Raw genomic sequence first — 20,568 nt, forward strand, 5'->3', positions numbered from 1 at the left:
ACGGCTGGGAAACCCTCTCTCAGCCCCTCGAACCCATGCCCCTTGACCTCGCAGCCTAAAACACCGACCCTTCACATGCCCGGAGCGCGCCGCCAGGGAATTTCCACAGCATTCGCGACACGACCAGTCACACAGCGCGGCGATTATGGTAAGCAGTATACAGAACTACAGCAATTGTCGCCTTCGTCAGATCCCCGAGAAGGAACGGGTAAAGACCGGCGTTCAGCAACTTTTCGCCATAGCCGACAAAGCCACCCAACCAGAACAGCCCTGCGCAATACATGAGTATCGAGCCCAAAAAGACCGCGACAGATGCTCTGAATGAAGGCCAAAGTCCTTGCAGTGCTTGAACAACCCAACCGGCAGCCGCCGCTGCAAGTGCGAAGCCTATCAGGTATCCGCCTGTGGGACCCGCAATATACGCCAGTCCGGCCGGAGCCGGAGGCGTGCCTGCGAAGACCGGCAGGCCAAGCAGACCTTCAAAAAGGTATGTCACAACAACAAGACTACTGCGCACCGGCCCCAGGAAAAGGCCCAGACCCAAGACAACCAGGGTCTGTGTAGACATAGGTACGGGGTAGAACGGCACCACGATTTTGGCGGATAGTGCCAAAAGAATTGTGCCGACGAGTATTATCGAGATTTCTCGGGTCAGTCTTGCGACTGATTGGCTTTGAGTGGTTTCCAGATTCATCTTTTTCGTCCTTGTTTCTGAAGATTGTTATTTTTTGGATAGTAAGCTCACATGCGCTTGGCGACTTCTTCCAACATGACTTCGCTCGCCCCGCCGCCGATGGCCTGCACACGGGCATCGCGTGACATGCGTTCCACCGGTGTTTCGCGCATATAACCCATGCCGCCGTGAAACTGGACGCAGTCATAAAGCACGCTGTTCACCAGTTCGCCGCAATAGGCTTTGACCATTGAGACCTCTTTCACGCAGTCACCGCCCGCGGCATCCAGACCGGCGGCGTGATAGACCAGCTGACGTCCTGCCGCGATCCGCGTCTGACAGTCGGCCAGCCGTTGGCGCACGGCCTGCTTGTCCCACAGAACGCCGCCAAAGGCCCTGCGCTGCTTGACGTAATCCACGGTCATGTCCAGCGCGGTTTGCGCTTCGGCACAGGCCATCGCACCCAGGACGATGCGTTCGTTCTGGAAGTTCTTCATCACCGAATAGAAGCCGCGGTTGACCTCGCCCAGAACGTTTTCGGCCGGGATGCGGACATCTTCGAAGATCAGTTCGGCAGTGTCCGAGCACAGCCAGCCGGTCTTGTTCAACGCCCGTCCGACCGAAAAGCCCGGCGTGCCTTTTTCGACCGCAAACATGGTGATCCCGCGCGACCCCTTGGCATCGGGATCGGTCTTGGCGCCGACAAAGTAGAGATCGCCATGCACGCCGTTGGTGATGAACATCTTGGTGCCGTTCAGCACCCAATCCGACCCGTCCCGCACCGCGCGGGTGCGCATGCCGGCCACGTCCGAGCCCGCGCCCGGCTCGGTCACGGCGACGGCGGTGATCATTTCGCCAGAGGTGATCGACGGCATCCACCGCGCCTTCTGTTCGGGCGTGCCGGCGTTTTCCAGATGCGGCGAGGCCATGTCGGTGTGGACCAGAACCGTGGCCGAGAATCCGCCGAAGGTGGATCGCCCGACCTCTTCGGCCAAAACCACGCTGGACATCACGTCCAGCCCCGCGCCGCCATACTGTTCGTCATAGCGCATCCCCAGAACGCCGAGATCACCCATCCGGCGCAGCACGTCGCGGGGCACCATGCCCTCCTCCTCCCAGGGCTCGGCCTTGGCGGTCACCTCGGTTTCGATGAACCGGCGCAGCTGGTCGCGGATCAAGTTGAGGTCTTCGTTGAACGGGCCGGAGGCCGCGGTGATGTTGTCTTGTCTGGTCATGTGTTTTCCTCTGGATCGAGTTTGATAAGTGGGGCGTGCCCGGCAACCGTGTCGCCCGGTGCACAATAGATTTCCGTCACTACGCCCGCGACCGGCGCGGGCAGGCTTTGCAACAGCTTCATGGCCTCAAGCACCACAAGCGTGTCACCGGCTTTAACGCGGTCGCCGCGTGCGACACGCACCTCGGCAACGGCGCCGGGCATGGGTGCGGACAACAGGTCAGCGACGCCAGACCCGCCGGTGGCACGTTGCAGATGCTGGTCTTCCAGCGTGCGCAGGTCTGTCGCGGTCATTCCGGCAGGGGTTTGCAGGTGCACCCGCCAGTGACCCGGCGCGCGCGAGACATAGGCGGTGCGCGAAAACGGAACCCCGTCGATGCGTCCGCTCAGACGGCATCCTGTTAAGGCGGCACTCTCGACCGCGATGGTCTGGCCGTCCAGTTGTACGGCTGTCAACACCGACCCGGAGCCGTTTACGCGGATCGGGTCGTCTTTGGTCGTCTCCCAATAGGATGCTGCACCGGGCCACCCCGCAGGGGCCGTGAGCCGCCATGACCCCAGGCTTTCCCAGGGCGACGCGCCCGCCGGGGCGAGATGCAGATGCAGCGCCATCGCGGCAAGGGCCATGTCCCGGGGATCAGCGGACGGTTCAGTCCAGCCGCCTGGAAACATCTCGGGCAGGCCTGAGGTATGGTGCCGGAACGCCTCAAAATCCGGGTGTGTCAGCAACGCGCGCTGATAGGCCAGGTTCAGACCGACGCCACCGACTGCAAAGGCATCCATTGCGACAACCGCCCGGCGGATCGCACCGGCCCGATCCGGCGCGTGGACGATCAGCTTGGCAATCATCGAATCGTAATGGTGGCTGACGACCGAGCCTGCCTCGACCCCGGTATCGAGCCGCACGCCGGCGGGCGGAGCCCAAAGGCTGATCTCGCCCGTTTCGGGGCGGAAATTCTCGGCCGGGTTTTCGGCGGCGATGCGGATTTCAATGGCGTGCCCGTCAAACTGCACATCGCCTTGCGTCAGCGCCAGCGGCTCGCCCCGCGCGATGCGCAACTGCCATTCGACCAGATCGATGCCGGTGATCGCCTCGGTCACGGGGTGTTCCACCTGCAACCGGGTATTCATTTCCAGAAAGTAGTATTCACCGCGCCCGGGGTCATAGAGGTATTCCACCGTCCCGGCGGAGCGATAGCCGATCGCCTGCGCCAACCGCACCGCTGCCGCACGCATGCGGTCGCGCACAGCCTCGGGAAGATCGGCGGCGGGGGCTTCTTCGATCAGCTTTTGGTGGTTGCGTTGCAGCGAACAATCGCGGTCGCCCAGATGCAGCACGGTGCCGTGAGTGTCGCCCAGAACCTGCACTTCGACGTGGCGGGCACGGGGTGCATAGCGTTCGAGGAACACCGCCGGATCGTCGAAGGCGCTCTGCGCTTCGGCCCGGGCAGATGCAATCGCTTCGGGTGCGTCGCCCGGATCGGAGACCAGCCGCATCCCGCGTCCGCCGCCGCCGGCGCTGGCCTTGACCAGAAAGGGGGTGCCTAGCGCCTCGGCCTCTTGCAGCAGGCGCGCGTCGGACTGATCCTCGCCTCGATAGCCGGGCAGGACGGGCACGCCTGCGGCTTCGGCGGCAGCCTTGGCCTCGATCTTGGAGCCCATCCGCGCGATAGCGTCGGGTTCCGGCCCGATGAACACAAGGCCCGCCGCCTCGACCGCCGCCGCGAAACCGGCATTCTCAGACAGAAAACCATAGCCCGGGTGCACCGCACACGCGCCCGTCGCCCGCGCGGCCTCAAGGATGGCCTCGACGTTCAAATAACTGTCCGACGGGGCGGCCCCACCGATGCAGACGGCATGATCGGCCTCGGCCACGAAGGGCGCGTCGCGGTCCGCGTCCGAAAACACCGCTACGTTTTCCAGCCCCAGTTTGCGGCACCCGCGCTGGATGCGCCGGGCAATCTCGCCCCGGTTGGCGATCAGAACGCGGGTGAAGCTCATTTCACCCGCCATGACGGAACGCCCTTGTTGATGAAACTGTTGATGCCTTCGATACCTTCCTCAGTCTCCCACGCATCGGCCAGCCGGTCGGCGGTGTAGATCATGTTGGTCTCCAGATCGTGGGACGCGACATAGGCGATCAGCGCCTTGGTATCGGCCACGGCACCCGGCGCGGCCTGAAGGTGATCATGCACCACCCGGTTCACCGTGGCGTCCAGGTCGCCCGGCGCGACAACCTCGGTCAACAGACCGATCCGCTCGGCGCGGGCCGTGTCGAACAACGCCCCCGACAGCATGGTTTCACGCGAATGCACCTTGCCGATGCGGGCCACCACATAAGGCGATATATTCGCGGGCAGAAGGCCCAGTTTTACCTCGGTCAGACCGAAGCGCGCGCCTTCGGCGCCGATGGTGTAGTCGCAGACGGAGATCATGCCGACACCGCCACCGTAAGCCGGGCCGTTGATCCTCCCGATCAAGGGTTTGGGCAGCGTGTCAAGACGGCGCAACAGCCGCGCCAGCGTGGCGCTTTGTGCGACCCTTTCACTACGGGTTTTCTCGACATTAGAGGCGAACCAGTTGAAATCGCCGCCCGCGCAGAAGCTCTTGCCCGCGCCGGTCAGGACCACAATACGCACATCGTCATCTGCAGCCAGCTTTTCGGCGGCATCGTATAGCTCTGCGATCAATTCGCCATTCAGCGCATTGTGTTTGTCGGGGCGGTTGAGCGTCAGCGTGGCGACGCCACGCGCATCGGTTTCGATAAGGATCGTGTTGTAGGTATTGGTCAACTTGAAGCCTCACATTCTGAATACAGGCGTATGGCGACCGGCTTCGGGCACCGATGTCACGATGGCCAGACACAGGCCAAGGATATCGCGGGTTTGCGCGGGTTCGATCAGCCCGTCATCCCAAAGCCGCGAGGTGGCATAATAGGGATCGGACTGTTCACCGTACTGGGCCCGAACCTGCTCCTCGATCAGCTTCATGTCGGCCTCCATCTTGCCCGGGTCGCCCCCTTTCTGGCGGCGCAGTTCCAGCATCACATTTGTGGCGATGTCGGCAGACATGGTGGCCAGTTCCGCCGTGGGCCAGGCAAAGAGAAAATTCGGGGCGAAACCACGTCCGCACATGCCGTAGTTGCCTGCCCCGTATGAGCCGCCCAAGAGGACCGACAGGCGCGGCACCTTGGCAACCGACATGGCATAGACCAGCTTGGCGCTGTCTTTGGCAATGCCGCCGCGCTCGGCTTCGGTGCCGACCATGAAGCCCGAGATGTTGTGGAGGAACAAAAGCGGGATGTTGCGTTGATCGCACATCGACACGAATTGCGCGCCCTTGAGCGAACTGTCGGACACAAGCGCCCCATTATTTGCGAGAATGCCCACTCGATAGCCGTGAATCCGGGCGGTGCCGCAGACCAGCGTCTCACCCCATCCGGGCTTGAATTCGCGGAATTCGCCGGCGTCGATCATGCGCAGCAGAACCTCGCGCATGTCATAGGGCTGTTTGCGATCGGCGCTGATGACGCCAAGCAGTTCCTCTGGGTTGCGCGCCGGCGGCGCGCAGGTTGCATCGGGACCCATCGGGCGCGACAGGCCCAGTTCGGATACGATGTCGCGCATCAGAGCAAGCGCATGATACTCGTCCTCGGCCAGATGGTCAGACACACCGGAGACGCGCGAATGCATCTCGGCCCCCCCCAATGTTTCTCCATCAACCTCTTCGTTGATCGCCACCTTGACGATCGAGGGGCCGCCCAGATGGATGCGTGCGTTGCCGCGTACCATGATGACTTCGTCCGACAGGGCCGGGATATAGGCCCCACCGGCCGTGCAGCCTCCAAAGACCGCCGAGATCTGCGGCAGGCCGCTCGCGGACATGTTGGTTTGACGATAAAAGGAATTGCCGAAATGGCGGGCATCGGGGAAAACCCGGTCCTGCTCTGGCAGATAGGCACCGCCGCAATCCACCAGATAGAGGCAGGGCAGCCGGTTCTCGGCTGCGATTTCCTGGGCGCGGATGTGTTTCTGCACGGTTTCGTGATAGAAAGACCCACCCTTCACTGTCGCATCGTTGGCGATCACAACGCAGGGCAGCCCGTGGACGATCCCGATACCGGTCACGATCCCCGCACCGGGCACCTCGCCCCCGTATTGACCGTAGGCGGCAAGCGACGACAGCTCAAGAAACGCAGTGCCCGGATCCACCAGCAGGTCGATCCGTTCGCGGACCAACAGCTTGCCGCGCTTGCGATGCCGCGCGACCATATCGGGGCGGCCGCCAGCCGTTGCTTCGGCGATCCGCGCACGCAGCGTTTCGACGCGCTCGCTTTGTGCGGCGTGGTTGCGGGTGTAGGTCTCTGATGCGGTCAGCACCGCTGTTTCAAGACGTGCCATGAAGTCAGGTATCCTGTCTTTGGAGTATCCCGTTGAGGAACACATCGGCATAGGTGCGTGACAACGCATCGGCGCTACCGCGGTCCGGGTCGAACCAATCGAGCGTGGCGTTCAATGTACCGATCAGCATCAGGCGCAGGCGACGGATATCGACGTCTTGCTTCAGCGTGCCATCTTTCTTAAGCTGGGACAGAAGACTGTCCCACTCTGCCTCATAGGCCCTGCGCGTGGGCAAGTTGGCATCCCGGACGGATTGCGGCACCTGCCCGAAAATACGCACATTCGCCGATGTATAATCGCTCACATCAATAAGCGCGCGCAGATGCGCCCGGATCGCGGCGCGCAGTACCGTTTCGCCGTCGGCATCGGCCCGCAGGTCGGTGACGGCGTCTCTCATGCTCTCGTGAACGACTCGAATCCCTGCATCAAGAACGGCCGCGACGATCTCGTCCTTGGAACCGAAATGATAATATATGCTACCCGCCTTGATCCCGGCGGCCTCGGCAATTTTTCGGAGCGAAACGGACCCGTAGCCTTGTTCGCGGAAAAGCCGCGCGGCAATGTCCAGCACCCCATCCCGTCCAACCGCGCTGCGCGATGTCTCGTTGATTTTGATTGCCGTGTTTTGTGCCATATACTTTCGTATCGCCCCAACGCCTAACTAACGCCTGTTAGGTTAATAACGCAAATGAGTAAATCGTCGTGATCGTGCCAGACTAGAGTTTGCGGAAAATTCCGCATTGGCGACCGCCAAGAGGCCGCCCAGACATTAATGTGCTTGCCCGGACCCCGTCATCGGGTCCGGGCAAATGCCTTAGATCACGAAACCGCCACCGCAGATGACGTGCTGGCCTGAAATGAAGTTCGATTCCGGCGCACAGAACAGATAGACGGCACCGGCAGCTTCTTCCGGAGTGCCGACCCGGCCCAGCGGGATCATGCGCTCCATCTGGGACAGGAGATCGGGATTCACGCCGACCTTGATCTCTTTTTCTTCGACCTTGATCGTGCTGTCGCCATCCGCGCTGCCTTCGGTCAAGCGGGTGCGAATCGGGCCGAAGGCGACGGCGTTGACGTTGACCTTATAGCGGCCCCATTCCTTGGCCATCGTCCGGGTGACCCCTAGGATACCGGCCTTTGCGGCGGAATAGTTGATCTGGCCAGCATTGCCGCCGGTCCCTGCGATGGACGAGATGTTGACCACCTTGCGGAACACCTCTTGCCCGGCGGCGGCCTCTTCCTTGGCCTTGGCGCTGATCACCGGCTGGGCAGCGCGCAGGATCTTGAAAGGTGCCGTCAGGTGGACGTCGATGATCGCCTGCCACTGTTCGTCGGACATCTTCTGAACGACGCTATCCCAAGTGTAGCCTGCGTTGTTCACGATGATGTCTAACCCGCCAAAGCTGTCCACGCCGGTCTTGATGAACCGTTCGGCAAAACCGTCTTCGGTGACGCTGCCGGCACAGACCACGGCCTCAGCTCCCATTGCGCGCACCGCCTCGGCGGTTTCATTGGCCGGATCCGCATCCAGATCGTTGATCACCAGCCGGGCCCCTTCCGAGGCCAGTTTGAGAGCGATTTCGCGGCCAATGCCCCGGCCCGAGCCCGAGACCAGCGCCACGCGCCCGTCGAGTTTTCCAGTCATATTGATTCCTCCCGAAAGGCGCTATCAGGCTTTTTCATAAAGCGTGGTGACGCAGGCCCCGCCGAGGCCCAGATTGTGCTGAAGCGCCAGACGTGCGCCATCAACCTGGCGCGCATCTGCCTGGCCGCGAAGCTGCTGAACGAGCTCGGTACATTGCGCTAGGCCGGTCGCCCCAAGCGGATGGCCTTTGGACAAAAGACCGCCCGACGGGTTGGTCACGTATTTTCCGCCGTAGGTGTTGTCGCCATCATCAACGAATTTCGCCGCTTCGCCGCGACCGCAAAGGCCAAGCGCCTCATAGGTGATAAGCTCGTTGTGGGCGAAACAGTCGTGCAGTTCGACCACATCCACGTCCTCGGGCCCGATGCCCGCGTCCTCGTAAACCTGATCGGCGGCGCGCTTGGCCATCGAAAAGCCGACCACTTCGCGCATGTCATGGGCTTCGAAAGTTTCCGGTCCGTCTGTTGTCATGGCCTGCGCCGCGATCCGAACGGAACTGTCCAATCCGTGCTTGTCGGCGAATTCCTTGGAACAAATGATCGCCGCCGCCGCGCCACAGGTTGGCGGACAGGCCATGAGCTTGGTCATGACGCCGGGCCAGACGACCTGGGCGGCCATGACATCTTCCGCCGTCACCTCCTGCCGGAACAGGGCAACCGGATTCTTCGCAGCATGTCGGCTGGCCTTGGCGCGGATCTTGGCGAAGGTCTCGACGGGTGTGCCGAACTCGTCCATATGCGCCTTGCCCGCACCGCCAAAGTACCGCAGTGCCAGCGGGATTTCGGAACGGCCAACCAGATCGTCGGTTTCACTGTCGAATGCCGCAAACGGGCTGACCCGGTCATGGAACATCGCACCGATTGCGCCGGGCTGCATCTGTTCGAACCCAAGTGCCAGAGCACATTCGACCGCGCCGCTTTCAACTGCCTGCCTGGCCAGGAACAGGGCGGACGATCCGGTCGAGCAGTTGTTGTTCACATTCAGAACCGGGATGCCTGTCATTCCGACATGGTACAGGGCGCGCTGACCGCAGGTGCTGTCGCCATAGACATAGCCAACATAGGCCTGTTGGACTTTATCATAATCCAACCCCGCGTCTGCCAGAGCGGACCGGGTCGCAGCGGTCGCCATCACATCGTAGCTTTCGGATTTTCCCGGCTTCTGGAACGGGACCATCCCAACGCCTGCAACATAGGCTTTGTCTGTCATTTCTCTCTCTCCCAAGTTCGGTCAGGCCACCCTAATCGGTCCGCCAGCCTATTTTCTACCATTTGTTAGATTTTAAATCCCAACCTTGGGAAGTGTCAATATCGCCAAGCTGTGACGTAGGGAGCTTGCGCTATTTTCTAACTTGTGTTTGTTTTCGGGCCACACGCCCTGATCGGCGGCACAATTGAGGGATTCTGGTCCCGGCGCAACCGCTGACAAGCGTTTAGCACTCAGCTTACGAAAGGTGGTCGGAATGGCATACTGTTATGAGTTCAAGGGTTTTATACCCGTCGTGCCCGAGGATACATATGTCCACCCCCAGGCCGTTCTGATCGGAAATGTCATCTTGGGTCATGGATGCTACATCGGCCCCGGAGCAAGCTTGCGGGGCGATTTCGGCAGGATCGTGATCGGGGATGGAGCCAATGTTCAGGACAATTGCATCATCCATTCCTTTCCCGGCCGCGACGCCGTGGTGGAAAGCGACGGCCACATCGGCCATGGCGCGATCCTGCACGGTTGCACAGTGGGCCGGAACGCTCTGGTCGGAATGAATTCCGTCATTATGGATGGTGTAGAGCTTGGGGCGGAATCGATTGTCGGCGCGCAGGCGTTTGTGCGTGGCGAAACCGTGATTCCGCCGCGTTCGATGGTGGTGGGATCGCCGGCAAAGGTGATCCGCGAGGTCAGCGAGAAAGAAATCGCGTGGAAAACGCGCGGCACCGCGGAATACCAGCAACTTGCGCGCGACTGTCTGGCCGGATTGACGCCGGTCGAGCCGCTGAAGGCGGTCGAGGCAAACCGGCCCGGCATGGCGGCCTCTGACGTCGTCTCCATTCAGGAGGCGCGGCGGACATCGTCCTGACCGGTCCGGGAACCGGACCGGTCAGGACTACTTCAGATTCCGAAAGCACCAGATGGAAGCGCCTTGACGCGGAACGGCACTCCCCGACCCGGTGTGCCGTCCCTCAAGCCTTTACAGACGGAAGATCCCGTAGTGCGGATCGTCGATCGGTGCATTGAGCGAGGCAGAAATCGACATGCCAAGCGCGTTGCGTGTGTCCGCCGGATCGAGGATGCCGTCGTCCCACAATTCCGAGGTCGAGGTATAAGCCTCGACATCGCGCTTGTATTTTTCCAGCACCGGTTCGCGGATCGCGGCGATTTCTTCTTCGGTCAGCTCTTTGCCTTCGCGCTGAAGCTGCCGAATCTTGACGTCCGCCATGGTATTTGCGGCCTGATCCGCCCCCATCACGCCGATCTCGGCCTGGGGCCACATGAACAGCGTGCGCGCGTCCCAGGCCCGTCCGCACATCCCGTAGTTGCCGGCCCCGTAAGACGCATTGGCGATCACGGTAAACTTCGGCACGACCGAGCCGCCCTGCGCCATCAGCATCTTGGCGCCATCCTTGGCGATGCCTCGTTCTTCGTATTCGCGGCCCACCATATAGCCGGTGATGTTCTGGAAAAAGACCAGAGGCGTGCGGTTCTGGTTGCACAACTGCATGAAATGCGCTGCCTTGAGCGAACTGTCGTTGAACAGCACCCCGTTGTTGGCAAGGATGCCGACCTTGTAACCCCAGATATGGGCAAAGCCGCAAACCATCGTGGTGCCATAGTCGGGCTGGTATTCGTGAAAGCGCGAGCCATCGACGATCCGCGCCAGAACCTCGCGCATATCAAACTGGGTTTTCCGGTCCTTGGGGATGATCCCATAAAGCTCCTTGGGGTCGTAGTATGGCTCTTCAAAAGCGGCGGTTTCGATGATCGTTTTCGGGGTGCGCATCCATTGGCTGACAATCTCGCGCGCCAGTGAAAAGGCGTGTTGTTCGGTCGCGGCGCGATAGTCGCCGGTGCCCGATACCGAGGTGTGCATGACCGCGCCGCCAAGCTCCTGAACACCGACCTCTTCGCCGGTAGCCGCCTTGACCAGCGGGGGACCGCCAAGGAAAATCGCGCCTGTGCCTTCGATGATGATGTTGTAGTCGCTCAGCGTCGGCACATAGGCACCGCCAGCCGTGCAGTGTCCGCCGACCACGGCAATCTGCGGGATATTGGCCTGGCTCAGCTTGACCTGGTTGCGGAACACCCGCCCGCCCAGATACCGGTCGGGAAACACCCCGTGCTGCAGCGGCAGGAAACCGCCCGCGCTGTCGCAGATATGGATGACCGGCAGACGGTTTTCCAGCGCGACATCCAGAAGACGCACGACCTTTTTCACGGTATGCGGATACCAGGCACCGCCCTTGACGCTGGCATCATTGGCATGAATGGCGACCTCGCGGCCTTGCACGATGCCGATCCCCGTAACCACGCCTGCGCCGGGCACCACCCCGTCATATTCACGACAGGCCGCCAGGGTTGAAAATTCCAAAAACGGAGTGCCGGGGTCCAGCAGCAGTTTCAACCGCTCGCGCACGCCCAGTTTGTTCTGGCGGGCGAGGCGGTCGATATCGCGTTGCGGACGTTCGAAACGCGCCGCGTGCTGGCGAGCGTGGAATTCCTTCAGCCGTTCAGACATGGCGGCGAAATTTGCCTTGTAGTCGGCGGCATTGGTGTCGATCTGACTTTCAATTCTGCGCATGGTCACTCCTCCTCCGGAGCCAATTGGGCCAGGATGTCTTTCAGACCAAAACTGTCGCCTTCGGCGAATGGCATTTCGGCAACGACCCCGTCGCGCGGCGCCGTCAGTGTGGTTTCCAACTTCATGCTTTCGATCACCAGAAGTGGCTGGCCTTCTTCAACCGCATCGCCGGGTTTAACCGCAACTGACACCACGACACCCGGCATGGGCGCCACCAATCGGTCGTCGCTCGCGCCACCGTCGCTTCCGGCCAGGCGTTCGGCGGGATCAACCCGCCCGACTTCGTAGGTTCGCCCGTCCATGTGCACAAAAGTTGCTTCCGGCCCCACGGCCAGTCGCAATTCGCGCACAACACCCTTGGCCCGCAGCTTGTAACCGCCCGGCAGACCCGTCGGATCCAATTGGCAGGCAACAGCGCCAGTGGGGGTGTTGAGCACGAACCGGCTGCCATCATGACCCAGCCAGCAATCAGTCTCTTCTCCGTCGATCTGAAAAATCCGTTGCATCAGTTTCTCCACCCACCCATCTTGCGGTACATTTCCGGTATCTGCATTACGTCACTCACCAGGCGCTCGTCCGATAGGGCCGCCGCCGCTATCAGCAAGTCAGAGACATCTTCGCCCGGCGCGGTTAGCGTTTCGGATTGTTCAGCCAGGAAGCCAGTTGAAACGTCACCAGAGGCGAAATCCGGATGTGCAAGGATTGCATCCAGGTAACCGGTGTTGGTCGTTACCCCGAGAATCACATAGCTTTGCACCGCGCTCCGGGCACGGGCGATGGCCTGCGCGCGATCCGGGCCATGCACGATCAGCTTGGACAACATCGGGTCGAAGTCGGTCGTTACCTTGCCGCCATCCAGAATGCCGCTGTCTACGCGGATCCCCTCGCCCTGGGGTTCGTCCAGCAGCAGGATATTGCCGATCGCGGGGCGAAAATCGGCGGTCGCATCCTCGGCACAGATGCGCAGTTCGATCGAGTGTCCGGTTTGGGGAATATCCGCCTGCACGGCGCTCAGCCCGTCGCCCGCCGCGACACGCAGCTGCTCGGCAACCAGATCAAAGCCGGTTACCATCTCGGTCACCGGATGTTCGACCTGAAGGCGGGTGTTCATTTCCAGGAAATAAAAGGCCCCATCCTGTGCATAGATGAATTCGACAGTCCCTGCCCCGCGGTATTTGACGGCGCGGGCAATTCCGGCAGCGGTCTCGCAGATCTCATCCCGTTGCTCGGGGGTCAGCGCCGGTGACGGCGTTTCCTCGATAATCTTCTGGAACCGGCGCTGGATCGAACATTCACGTTCCCAGAAATGGACCACGTTGCCCTGTCCGTCGCCCATCACCTGCACCTCGATATGGCGCGGGCGTTCGATATAGCGTTCGACGAAAAGCCGCCCGTCGCCGAAATATCGTTCGCCTTCGCGGCGCGCGGTTTCGATTTCGGTCTCCAGCGTGCTGTCCTCGCGTACGACGCGCATGCCCTTGCCGCCACCGCCGGCCGAGGGCTTGATGAGCAGCGGATAGCCAACGGCGCGGGCGCGTTCGACAAAGCTCGCCGGATCATCATCCTCGATGGCCGAGGGGGCGACGGGAAACCCGCGTTCCTCGACGAAGGCGCGGGCGCGGACCTTGTCCCCCATCAGGTCGATGACCTCGGACGTCGGGCCGACAAAGGTCACTCCGGCTTTTTCCAGCGCCGCGACAAAACCGGCATTCTCTGACAGAAAGCCATAGCCGGGATGAACCGCGTCCGCGCCGATCCCTTTGGCGGCTTCGACGATCTGAGGAATATCGAGATAGGCGGCCACGGGCGTCGGGCCGTCGATCATCACGACCTCATCTGCGATCAGATGCGCCGGCCCCTCTTGCTCGGCGACATGACGCAACACGGCAGTCGCAAGCCCGCGGGCCTTAGCGGTGCGCAACACGCGCGCCGCGATCTCGCCCCGATTGGCGACCAGGAGTTTCGAAATGGTCATGGTGTCGTCCTCTTAGTTCCGGGCCGCGGCATTCAGTCCGTCACGTGCGGCCAGATCGGCTGGCACGGGAATTTCGATATCAAGCAGCATCTGCGCGAACCCTTTGCCCTGCGGGTCTATGCGGACCGAGGCGATGCCGCCACCGCCAAGCGATTCATGCAACAGGAAATTCAGCGAATGGCTTCCAGGCAAGTCGAACCGTTCTACCCTGCCGTCGCAGACATGGGCGAAATAGTCCTTCACCACCTCTTCGCTGAGAGCCGAGCGGATATATGGTAGGTAGTCCGGCTTGCGCGCGAGGATGCCGATATTGGCGATGTCCCCCTTGTCGCCCGAGCGGCCCCAGGCCAAATCGACGAGGCGGACCTTGACAACGTCCGGACCGGGCTCGCGGCTATCTGCGGGCGGTGCGGCAGGCGGATCAAGGTGGACTGGCGTAGTGGCCACGCTCACGGGCACATCCTTGCCGTCGACCTCGACCGCGACGGGGGTTTCGGCCTTGCTCTGAAGGAAGGAAAATAGACGGACCACCGGCTGCACCTTTGGCCGTCCGGCGAAGAACCCGGTCAGACCCTGCGCGGTCGAAATCGCCATCGGTGCGATTTCGCCGGCAAAGATGTTCAGCGCGGCGCGATCGTCATGGACCGCGCCGATCTTGAGCACCACCTCGCGGGTCCGGGCGCGCGCATTTGCGCCGTAGGCCGCCTCGGCCCCCAGCACCTCGACGCTGACCTGCCGGAAATCTCCCATGTTGCGGTCGCGGAAAATCCGGCGACAGCGGGTCAGGATCGCCTCGGCCACACGTTCGGCCTTGGCGGGTGCGTCAATCGCGGCCAGTGTCAGGGTAGAGACCGCGCGCCAGCCATCGGCATGGGTCGCCGACACCTTGTAGCTGTCGGTGCGCCCAAGCCCCCTGCCGCCCTTGACCAGCACCCGGTCGGGTCCGACCTGTTCCAGGGTGACCCCGGACCAGTCGCAGATCACGTCGGGCAACAGGTAGGCGCGCGGGTCCCCGATTTCATAGAGCATCTGCTCTCCGACTGACCCGGGCACGACCAGCCCGCCGGTGTCAGGCGTCTTGGTCATGATGAAACTGCCGTCTTCGGACACCTCGACGATGGGCATGCCCATATTGTCCCAACCCGGCACGTCCTGCCAGTCGGTGAAGTTGCCGCCGGTTCCCTGGGGGCCGCATTCGATCAGGTGGCCGGCCAGCGATCCCTGGCTGAGCTTGTCCCAGTCATCGTCGCCCCAACCGTATTCATGCATCAGGGGACCAAGCGCGACCGCGCTGTCGGCGCAGCGTCCGGTGATCACGATGTCGGCCCCGGCATCCAGCGCGGCAGCGATGGGGCGGGCACCCAGATAGGCATTCATGCTCCAGATATCATCTGGAAATGCGACACCCGAGAACATTTCCGTCTGACCGTTTTTGCGAATTTCATCGGCCCTGGGCAACAGGTCATCGCCTAGCACGACTCCGACGGACAGATCGATCCCGGCCTGGGCGGCGGCTTTGGCAAGCGCATCGCTGCAGCCACGCGGGTTCACGCCCCCTGCATTGGCAACGACCTTGATCCCTTTTGCCTTGATATCCGACAACCAGGGTGCCAGCGCCTTGACGAAGTCCGGCGCATAGCCCGACTCGGGCGCTTTGGCGCGGGCCCGCGCCATCAGCGACATTGTCACCTCTGCCAGATAGTCAAACACCAGATAGTCGATCTCGCCCTTTGAGACCAGTTGACCGATCGCTTCCGGCGTATCGCCCCAGAAACCCGACGCGCATCCGATGCGCAGCTTTCGTTCCGACATATTCCTCTCCTCCCCGTTTGATCAGCGGCCCGTCCATTCGGGTTTGCGCTTCTCAATAAAGGCATCAAAGCCTTCGCGCGCGTCTTCGGTCTGCGCCACACGCGGTAACAGTGTTTCTGCAAACCGCATCTGCTGCGGATAGGTCATGTCCTCCATCGCGTGACAGGCGTATTTTCCCAGCCGGATCGCGCTCGGCGACTGCGCGGCGATCTGGGCAACCAGTTCTGCAACCTTGTCGTCCAGCCCCGCGGCATCGGTCACATAGTTGACCAGATTGAACTGCAGGGCTTCCTCGGCCGTCAGAGGAACGCCGGTGATGAACATCTCCATCAGCCTCCGCCGGGGCAGCACGCGCATCATGGGTGGCACGATCGTCATGGGAAACAGACCCACCTTCACTTCCGGCGTTCCGATGCGAGCATGATCCGCCATCACAGCCAGATCGCAGGCACAGATGATGCCCGCTCCTGCCCCCATAGCGACGCCATTGATGCGCGCGATCGTTGGCTTTCGGCACGCCTGTATCGTCTCGAACAACCTTCCGGCAAAATGATCCGGGTCCGCCGGATCCTGAACAAACGGGCCGCCATCCGCCCCCGCCTTGATGTCGCCCCCGGCACAGAAGGCGCGCTCGCCCTCGCCGGTCAGAACGATCACGCGGCAATCGCTGTCCCTCTCGGCAGCACATATGGCGGCCATGATCCCGTCTGCGACCTCACGGTTGAGGGCATTTCGATTGTCAGGACGTCGAATCGTGATACGCACTTCTTTGCCGAGCGCCTGCGATTGAACAACGCTCTCAGTCATTTCCGAAGCTCCCCCCCCTCTGTATTGCAGGACACCGCGCTTTCTTACGTCAGGTCGTCAAAAGCTTGGCTTGATCTATTTTCTAACATATGTTTGATTTTGGTCAACACGGCGGACGACATTTTTCGGGAGGATGATATGACCACTCAAAGTGAGGCCATCTCGGCTGATCTGGAAGCCATCAGGGCGAACTATTCTTTGACTGATGAGCAACGGCAGATCGTCGATCACGTGGATCGGGTGTCGCGCGAGGTGCTACACCCACTGCAAGCGCGTATGGATGACGAGGAATGGTGGCCCGATGATCTGTTCAAGCAGATGGGCGAGCTGGGCCTGCTGGGGATTACCGCACCCGAAGAGCTTGGCGGATCGGGACAGAACGAGTTCACCCAGGCGCTGGTGTCCGAGGTGATTTCGAAGTGGAATCCGGCTGTGGGCCTCTCACACGGGGCGCATGACAACCTGTGCCTGAATAACCTGCTGCGCAATGGATCCGAAGAGCATGTGAAGAAATACGTGCCGGGCCTTTGCTCGGGCGAGCTGGTTGGTGCTTTGGGCCTGACCGAACCGGGTGCGGGATCCGATGCGCTCGGATCCATGGCCACAACTGCCCGCCGCGACGGTGATGATTATGTCATCAACGGCTCGAAGATTTACATCACCAACGGCCCCATTGCCGATGTGATCCTGCTTTATGCCAAAACCGACAAGTCGAAGGGCGCCAAGGGCATTTCTGCTTTCATCATCGAGACGGACAATCCCGGTTTCAAGGTGGCGCAAAAGCTTGACAAGATGGGCTTTCGCGGCTCGCCAACCGGAGAACTGGTGTTTGAGGATTGCCGCGTACCCGCATCCGCCATGGTTGGACCGGAAAACACCGGCGTTTCGGTGGTAATGAGCGGGTTGGATCTGGAGCGTGCTATGGTTGCCTCAGTCTGCGTTGGCATGGCCGAACGCGCCCTGGAACTAGGGCTGGAATACGCCAAGATTCGCGAACAATTCGGCAAACCGATTGCAAGTTTCCAGATGATGCAGTCGAAACTGGCCGAGATCTACACCGAGGTCGAAACCGCGCGCGCATTCGGTTATCGGGCACTGGCCGCCTGTACGGGCCTACCAAAAGGGGCCGGGGGCCGTGGCGAAATCCACAAACTGACCGCGGCGGCCTGTCTTTACGCAGGCGAGGCATTCAACAAGGCGGTGACCGAAGCCTGTCATATTCATGGTGGCTCTGGCTACATGCAGGACACCGAGATCAACCGGCTGTTCCGCGCCAACAAATTGTTGGAGATCGGCGCGGGAACAAGCGAAGTCCGCAAGATCATCATTGCCGAAGAACTTTTGCGCGCCTGAGGGGGACGAGACAATGAACAAGCAACTGCGCAACGACACCGCTCTGCCAACACATTTCATGACGGACGAACAGCAGGCCCTGGCCGATCAGGCCGGCAAGTTCTTCATGTCCGAATTCCACCATCTGAATGCGGAAATGGACGATACTGATGACCTGCCGTCTTCGGTTTTCCCCAAGCTGGGCGAAATGGGCTACCTGGGACTGAACGTGCCGACGGAATTCGGCGGTGCCGGGCTCGATTTTACCTCGGCCTGTATCATCACCGAGGAAATGTCGCGCGCCTCGGCGGCCATCGGACTGACCCATGTGGCGCACGACAACCTCTGCGTCAATAATATCTATCGCAACGCCAATGACGAGTTGCGCCGAAAATACCTGCCAGGTCTGTGCGACGGCACGCTGGTGGGTGCCCTGGGTCTGACCGAACCCGGCGCGGGGTCTGATGCGCTTGGCTCGATGCGGACCACGGCCAAAAAGGATGGCGACGACTACATCCTGAACGGCGCCAAGATCTACATCACCAATGGGCCGATTGCCGATCTGGTGCTGGTCTATGCCAAGACATCGCCCGAAAAAGGGGCCAAGGGCATTTCCGCCTTTATCGTGGAAACCGACACGCCCGGTTTCAAGGTGGCGCAGAAGCTGAACAAGATGGGATTCCGGGGCTCGCCGACGGGCGAACTGGTATTCGAAGATTGCCGTGTTCCGGCCAGAAACATGGTCGGCAAGCTGGATGGCGGGGTTGCCGTTACCATGTCCGGACTTGATCTGGAACGTGCCATCGTCTGTTTCAACGCTCTGGGCATTGCGCAGCGGGCGCTGGATATTTCCATCGATTACGCCAAGACACGCCAGCAATTCGGCAAACCGATCGCCAGTTTTCAGATGGTTCAGGCGATGCTGGCCGACATGTATACGCAGATCGAGGCCGCGCGGAGCCTGTCCTTGCGCACCGCTGCCATGTGTGAAGGCCTCGAAGAGGGCGAAGGCGGGCGCGGCGAAATACACAAGCTCACCGCTGCGGCGATCTACAAGGCCGCTGAGGCGACATCCTTCGTGCTGGACAAAGCTGTCCAGATTCACGGCGGCTCGGGTTACATGCGTGATACAGAAGTGAACCGGCTATACCGGACCGGTCGCGTGCTTGAGGTCGGCGCAGGCACCCAGGAGGTTCGCAAACTCATCATCTCTGGCGAATTGCTGAAGAACTAGGGGCGGAACATGAGCGAAGCGAAATCAAGGCGTTACGCGTCGGATCTCATGGCGGGTCAAGTTGCCCTGGTCACGGGGTCCGGATCTGGAATGGGCCGGGCGACGGCGATCGAAATGGCCGCTTGCGGGGCAAGGCTTGCGCTGTTCGCGCGCCGCGAAGAGCCGCTGGAAGAGACCGCCGAAATGATCCGGGCGGCGGGGGGCGAGGCCTTTGTCGTGCCCGGAGACACCCGCGACGAAGACAGTATCGAAGCTGCGATGGGGCGGATCAAGGACCACTATGGGCAGTTGGATGTTTTGGTGAACAATGCCGGCGGCCAGTATATCGCGGCCGCCCGCGATATCACCAACAAGGGCTTCGAAGCCGTGATCCGCAACAACCTGATCGGATCTTGGCAGATGACCCGGGCAGCGGCGGATCACTTCATGTACGACAATGGTGGATCGGTTGTGTTTGTCACCGCCATCTCTGCGCGCACCGCGCTTACCGGCTTTACACACACCGTCGCCGCCCGCGCCGGTGTGACGGGCATGATGAAAACGCTGGCCGCCGAATGGGGCGAGTACGGCATCCGGCTGAACTGTGTCGCGCCGGGCACGATCAAGACCGATGCGCTTGGCCGCTATCCGATTCCGCCGGAACAGTGGAAAAAGCTGAACCGCTCGGTGCTAAACCGGATGGGGGCGGCCGAGGACATCGCAGGCACGATCATTTTCCTGGCCTCGAAACTTGGCGGTTTCATCACCGGAGAAGACATTTATGTAGACGGCGGTGAAACCTTGCATATGGGTCATGACGCGCGGGACATGATCAACCCCGCGATGTTCGAGAAACGCGAACGGGGAGATGGCAAGAATGAATAAACAGCCCGTCCTTCTGGAGATTTCCGACAGGATCGCTACGGTTACGCTGAACGACCCCGAGCGGCGCAACCCGGTCACCGGCAACGACATGATCGCTGCCCTTCTGGAGACCTTCGCCAAGGTGCAGGCCGATCCTCAGGTCAGCGTGATGATCCTGACCGGGGCCGACCCGGCCTTTTGTGCAGGCGGGGACATCAAGGAGATGAACGATCCCGACAGCGTGTTCCGCAAGGAGCCGCTGGCGGCGGCGCAGAGTTATGTTGATGGGGTGCAGCGGCTGCCGCTTGCGCTCTACAACATGGATATTCCGACGATCGCCGCAGTCAACGGCCCGGCGGTGGGCGCGGGGTGCGACCTGACCATGATGTGCGACATGCGCATCGCGTCAGAAAAAGCAAGGTTCGGCGAGGTGTTTCTGAATCTCGGAATCATTCCGGGCGATGCGGGCAGCTGGTTCCTGTTGCGTCGTCTGGGCCACCAGAAGGCCGCCGATCTGACCTTCTCGGGGCGCATGGTCGAGGCCAAGGAAGCGCTGGAGCTTGGTATGGTGCTTGAACTTGTGCCTCATGAAAAATTGATGGAACGGGCCCGTGAACGGGCCGCTGTCATCGCCGCGAAACCGCCGCGCGCGGTGCGGGTCGCCAAGCGTCTGATGCGCAATGCCGAACGGATGGACCTGCCGGATTTCCTGAATTCCGCGGCGGCCTATCAGGCGCTCATGCATCAGACCGAAGACCACCACGAGGCGGTTGCTGCGTTCGTCGAAAAACGAAAACCCAATTTCACGGGGCGTTAAAGG

General features: G+C 61.3%; 18 protein-coding genes. 5 read left to right on the forward strand and 13 right to left on the reverse strand.

Features of this window, described 5'->3' with window-relative positions:
- Positions 1-127: 127 nt before the first annotated feature.
- From AAFO90_RS19060 to AAFO90_RS19095, 8 genes are all read right to left on the reverse strand, one after another.
- The gene (locus AAFO90_RS19060; RefSeq protein WP_136340106.1) at positions 128-694 is read right to left on the reverse strand and encodes a biotin transporter BioY; all 567 of its coding nucleotides are present in this window, start codon (positions 692-694) and stop codon (positions 128-130) included.
- 47 nt (positions 695-741) lie between these two features.
- Complete coding sequence (locus tag AAFO90_RS19065; RefSeq protein WP_152467144.1) at positions 742-1,908, reverse strand: acyl-CoA dehydrogenase family protein; 1,167 nt, start codon at positions 1,906-1,908, stop codon at positions 742-744.
- Complete coding sequence (locus AAFO90_RS19070) at positions 1,905-3,908, reverse strand: biotin carboxylase N-terminal domain-containing protein (RefSeq protein WP_234163358.1); 2,004 nt, start codon at positions 3,906-3,908, stop codon at positions 1,905-1,907. Before AAFO90_RS19070 ends, AAFO90_RS19065 begins: the two co-directional genes overlap by 4 nt.
- Positions 3,905-4,699: a crotonase/enoyl-CoA hydratase family protein gene (locus AAFO90_RS19075; protein ID WP_028288551.1), complete on the reverse strand. Its 795-nt coding sequence runs from the start codon at positions 4,697-4,699 to the stop codon at positions 3,905-3,907. Before AAFO90_RS19075 ends, AAFO90_RS19070 begins: the two co-directional genes overlap by 4 nt.
- A 9-nt stretch (positions 4,700-4,708) precedes the next feature.
- Positions 4,709-6,307, reverse strand: a complete 1,599-nt coding sequence (locus AAFO90_RS19080; protein WP_043753606.1) for a carboxyl transferase domain-containing protein — start codon at positions 6,305-6,307, stop codon at positions 4,709-4,711.
- Positions 6,308-6,311: 4 nt separating this feature from the next.
- The gene (locus AAFO90_RS19085; protein WP_197918523.1) at positions 6,312-6,941 is read right to left on the reverse strand and encodes a TetR/AcrR family transcriptional regulator; all 630 of its coding nucleotides are present in this window, start codon (positions 6,939-6,941) and stop codon (positions 6,312-6,314) included.
- A 180-nt stretch (positions 6,942-7,121) separates the two neighbouring features.
- Positions 7,122-7,952, reverse strand: a complete 831-nt coding sequence (locus tag AAFO90_RS19090) for an SDR family oxidoreductase (protein ID WP_027264429.1) — start codon at positions 7,950-7,952, stop codon at positions 7,122-7,124.
- Positions 7,953-7,976: 24 nt separating this feature from the next.
- Positions 7,977-9,161, reverse strand: a complete 1,185-nt coding sequence (locus tag AAFO90_RS19095; protein ID WP_152467141.1) for a lipid-transfer protein — start codon at positions 9,159-9,161, stop codon at positions 7,977-7,979.
- A 253-nt stretch (positions 9,162-9,414) separates the two neighbouring features.
- On the opposite strand from AAFO90_RS19095, the gene AAFO90_RS19100 reads away from it, so the two are divergent.
- On the forward strand, positions 9,415-10,026 hold the full coding sequence (locus AAFO90_RS19100) for a transferase hexapeptide repeat family protein (RefSeq protein ID WP_043753615.1): 612 nt from the start codon (positions 9,415-9,417) through the stop codon (positions 10,024-10,026).
- 111 nt (positions 10,027-10,137) lie between these two features.
- Here AAFO90_RS19100 and AAFO90_RS19105 read toward each other — a convergent pair whose 3' ends face one another.
- The 5 genes from AAFO90_RS19105 to AAFO90_RS19125 are packed head-to-tail and all read right to left on the reverse strand — an operon-like array spanning position 10,138 to position 16,339.
- Positions 10,138-11,745 (reverse strand): carboxyl transferase domain-containing protein, encoded by a 1,608-nt coding sequence (locus AAFO90_RS19105; protein WP_043753618.1) that lies wholly within the window; start codon positions 11,743-11,745, stop codon positions 10,138-10,140.
- Positions 11,746-11,747: 2 nt separating this feature from the next.
- A complete protein-coding gene (locus AAFO90_RS19110) occupies positions 11,748-12,251 on the reverse strand; it encodes an acetyl-CoA carboxylase biotin carboxyl carrier protein subunit (protein ID WP_232237131.1) in 504 nt (167 codons plus the stop codon).
- Complete coding sequence (locus AAFO90_RS19115; protein WP_136340206.1) at positions 12,251-13,720, reverse strand: biotin carboxylase N-terminal domain-containing protein; 1,470 nt, start codon at positions 13,718-13,720, stop codon at positions 12,251-12,253. The genes AAFO90_RS19110 and AAFO90_RS19115 overlap by 1 nt, the downstream gene beginning before the upstream one ends.
- Positions 13,721-13,732: 12 nt before the next feature.
- Complete coding sequence (locus AAFO90_RS19120; protein ID WP_152467139.1) at positions 13,733-15,532, reverse strand: acyclic terpene utilization AtuA family protein; 1,800 nt, start codon at positions 15,530-15,532, stop codon at positions 13,733-13,735.
- A gap of 21 nt (positions 15,533-15,553) precedes the next feature.
- The gene (locus AAFO90_RS19125) at positions 15,554-16,339 is read right to left on the reverse strand and encodes an enoyl-CoA hydratase-related protein (RefSeq protein ID WP_043753629.1); all 786 of its coding nucleotides are present in this window, start codon (positions 16,337-16,339) and stop codon (positions 15,554-15,556) included.
- Positions 16,340-16,477: 138 nt separating this feature from the next.
- On the opposite strand from AAFO90_RS19125, the gene AAFO90_RS19130 reads away from it, so the two are divergent.
- From AAFO90_RS19130 to AAFO90_RS19145, 4 genes are read left to right on the forward strand one after another with little or no spacing between them, the layout of a single operon-like run.
- A complete protein-coding gene (locus AAFO90_RS19130; RefSeq protein ID WP_152467198.1) occupies positions 16,478-17,692 on the forward strand; it encodes an acyl-CoA dehydrogenase family protein in 1,215 nt (404 codons plus the stop codon).
- 13 nt (positions 17,693-17,705) lie between these two features.
- Positions 17,706-18,905: an acyl-CoA dehydrogenase family protein gene (locus AAFO90_RS19135; protein ID WP_152467138.1), complete on the forward strand. Its 1,200-nt coding sequence runs from the start codon at positions 17,706-17,708 to the stop codon at positions 18,903-18,905.
- A gap of 9 nt (positions 18,906-18,914) precedes the next feature.
- Positions 18,915-19,769 (forward strand): SDR family oxidoreductase, encoded by an 855-nt coding sequence (locus tag AAFO90_RS19140; RefSeq protein ID WP_057796873.1) that lies wholly within the window; start codon positions 18,915-18,917, stop codon positions 19,767-19,769.
- The gene (locus AAFO90_RS19145) at positions 19,762-20,565 is read left to right on the forward strand and encodes an enoyl-CoA hydratase-related protein (protein WP_152467137.1); all 804 of its coding nucleotides are present in this window, start codon (positions 19,762-19,764) and stop codon (positions 20,563-20,565) included. The genes AAFO90_RS19140 and AAFO90_RS19145 overlap by 8 nt, the downstream gene beginning before the upstream one ends.
- Positions 20,566-20,568: the final 3 nt, after the last annotated feature.

Source organism: Phaeobacter sp. CAU 1743, from assembly GCF_039839315.1.
In the GTDB taxonomy this organism is placed as follows: Bacteria; Pseudomonadota; Alphaproteobacteria; order Rhodobacterales; family Rhodobacteraceae; genus Phycobacter; species Phycobacter gallaeciensis_A.

Bases quoted from the DNA above. Each gene is read 5' to 3' on its own strand.
- AAFO90_RS19060 (WP_136340106.1), bottom strand. From the start codon at position 694: ATGAATCTGGAAACCACTCAAAGCCAATCAGTCGCAAGACTGACCCGA.
- AAFO90_RS19065 (WP_152467144.1), bottom strand. From the start codon at position 1,908: ATGACCAGACAAGACAACATCACCGCGGCCTCCGGCCCGTTCAACGAA.
- AAFO90_RS19070 (WP_234163358.1), bottom strand. From the start codon at position 3,908: ATGAGCTTCACCCGCGTTCTGATCGCCAACCGGGGCGAGATTGCCCGG.
- AAFO90_RS19080 (WP_043753606.1), bottom strand. From the start codon at position 6,307: ATGGCACGTCTTGAAACAGCGGTGCTGACCGCATCAGAGACCTACACC.
- AAFO90_RS19085 (WP_197918523.1), bottom strand. From the start codon at position 6,941: ATGGCACAAAACACGGCAATCAAAATCAACGAGACATCGCGCAGCGCG.
- AAFO90_RS19090 (WP_027264429.1), bottom strand. From the start codon at position 7,952: ATGACTGGAAAACTCGACGGGCGCGTGGCGCTGGTCTCGGGCTCGGGC.
- AAFO90_RS19095 (WP_152467141.1), bottom strand. From the start codon at position 9,161: ATGACAGACAAAGCCTATGTTGCAGGCGTTGGGATGGTCCCGTTCCAG.
- AAFO90_RS19100 (WP_043753615.1), top strand. From the start codon at position 9,415: ATGGCATACTGTTATGAGTTCAAGGGTTTTATACCCGTCGTGCCCGAG.
- AAFO90_RS19105 (WP_043753618.1), bottom strand. From the start codon at position 11,745: ATGCGCAGAATTGAAAGTCAGATCGACACCAATGCCGCCGACTACAAG.
- AAFO90_RS19110 (WP_232237131.1), bottom strand. From the start codon at position 12,251: ATGCAACGGATTTTTCAGATCGACGGAGAAGAGACTGATTGCTGGCTG.
- AAFO90_RS19115 (WP_136340206.1), bottom strand. From the start codon at position 13,720: ATGACCATTTCGAAACTCCTGGTCGCCAATCGGGGCGAGATCGCGGCG.
- AAFO90_RS19120 (WP_152467139.1), bottom strand. From the start codon at position 15,532: ATGTCGGAACGAAAGCTGCGCATCGGATGCGCGTCGGGTTTCTGGGGC.
- AAFO90_RS19125 (WP_043753629.1), bottom strand. From the start codon at position 16,339: ATGACTGAGAGCGTTGTTCAATCGCAGGCGCTCGGCAAAGAAGTGCGT.
- AAFO90_RS19130 (WP_152467198.1), top strand. From the start codon at position 16,478: ATGACCACTCAAAGTGAGGCCATCTCGGCTGATCTGGAAGCCATCAGG.
- AAFO90_RS19135 (WP_152467138.1), top strand. From the start codon at position 17,706: ATGAACAAGCAACTGCGCAACGACACCGCTCTGCCAACACATTTCATG.
- AAFO90_RS19140 (WP_057796873.1), top strand. From the start codon at position 18,915: ATGAGCGAAGCGAAATCAAGGCGTTACGCGTCGGATCTCATGGCGGGT.
- AAFO90_RS19145 (WP_152467137.1), top strand. From the start codon at position 19,762: ATGAATAAACAGCCCGTCCTTCTGGAGATTTCCGACAGGATCGCTACG.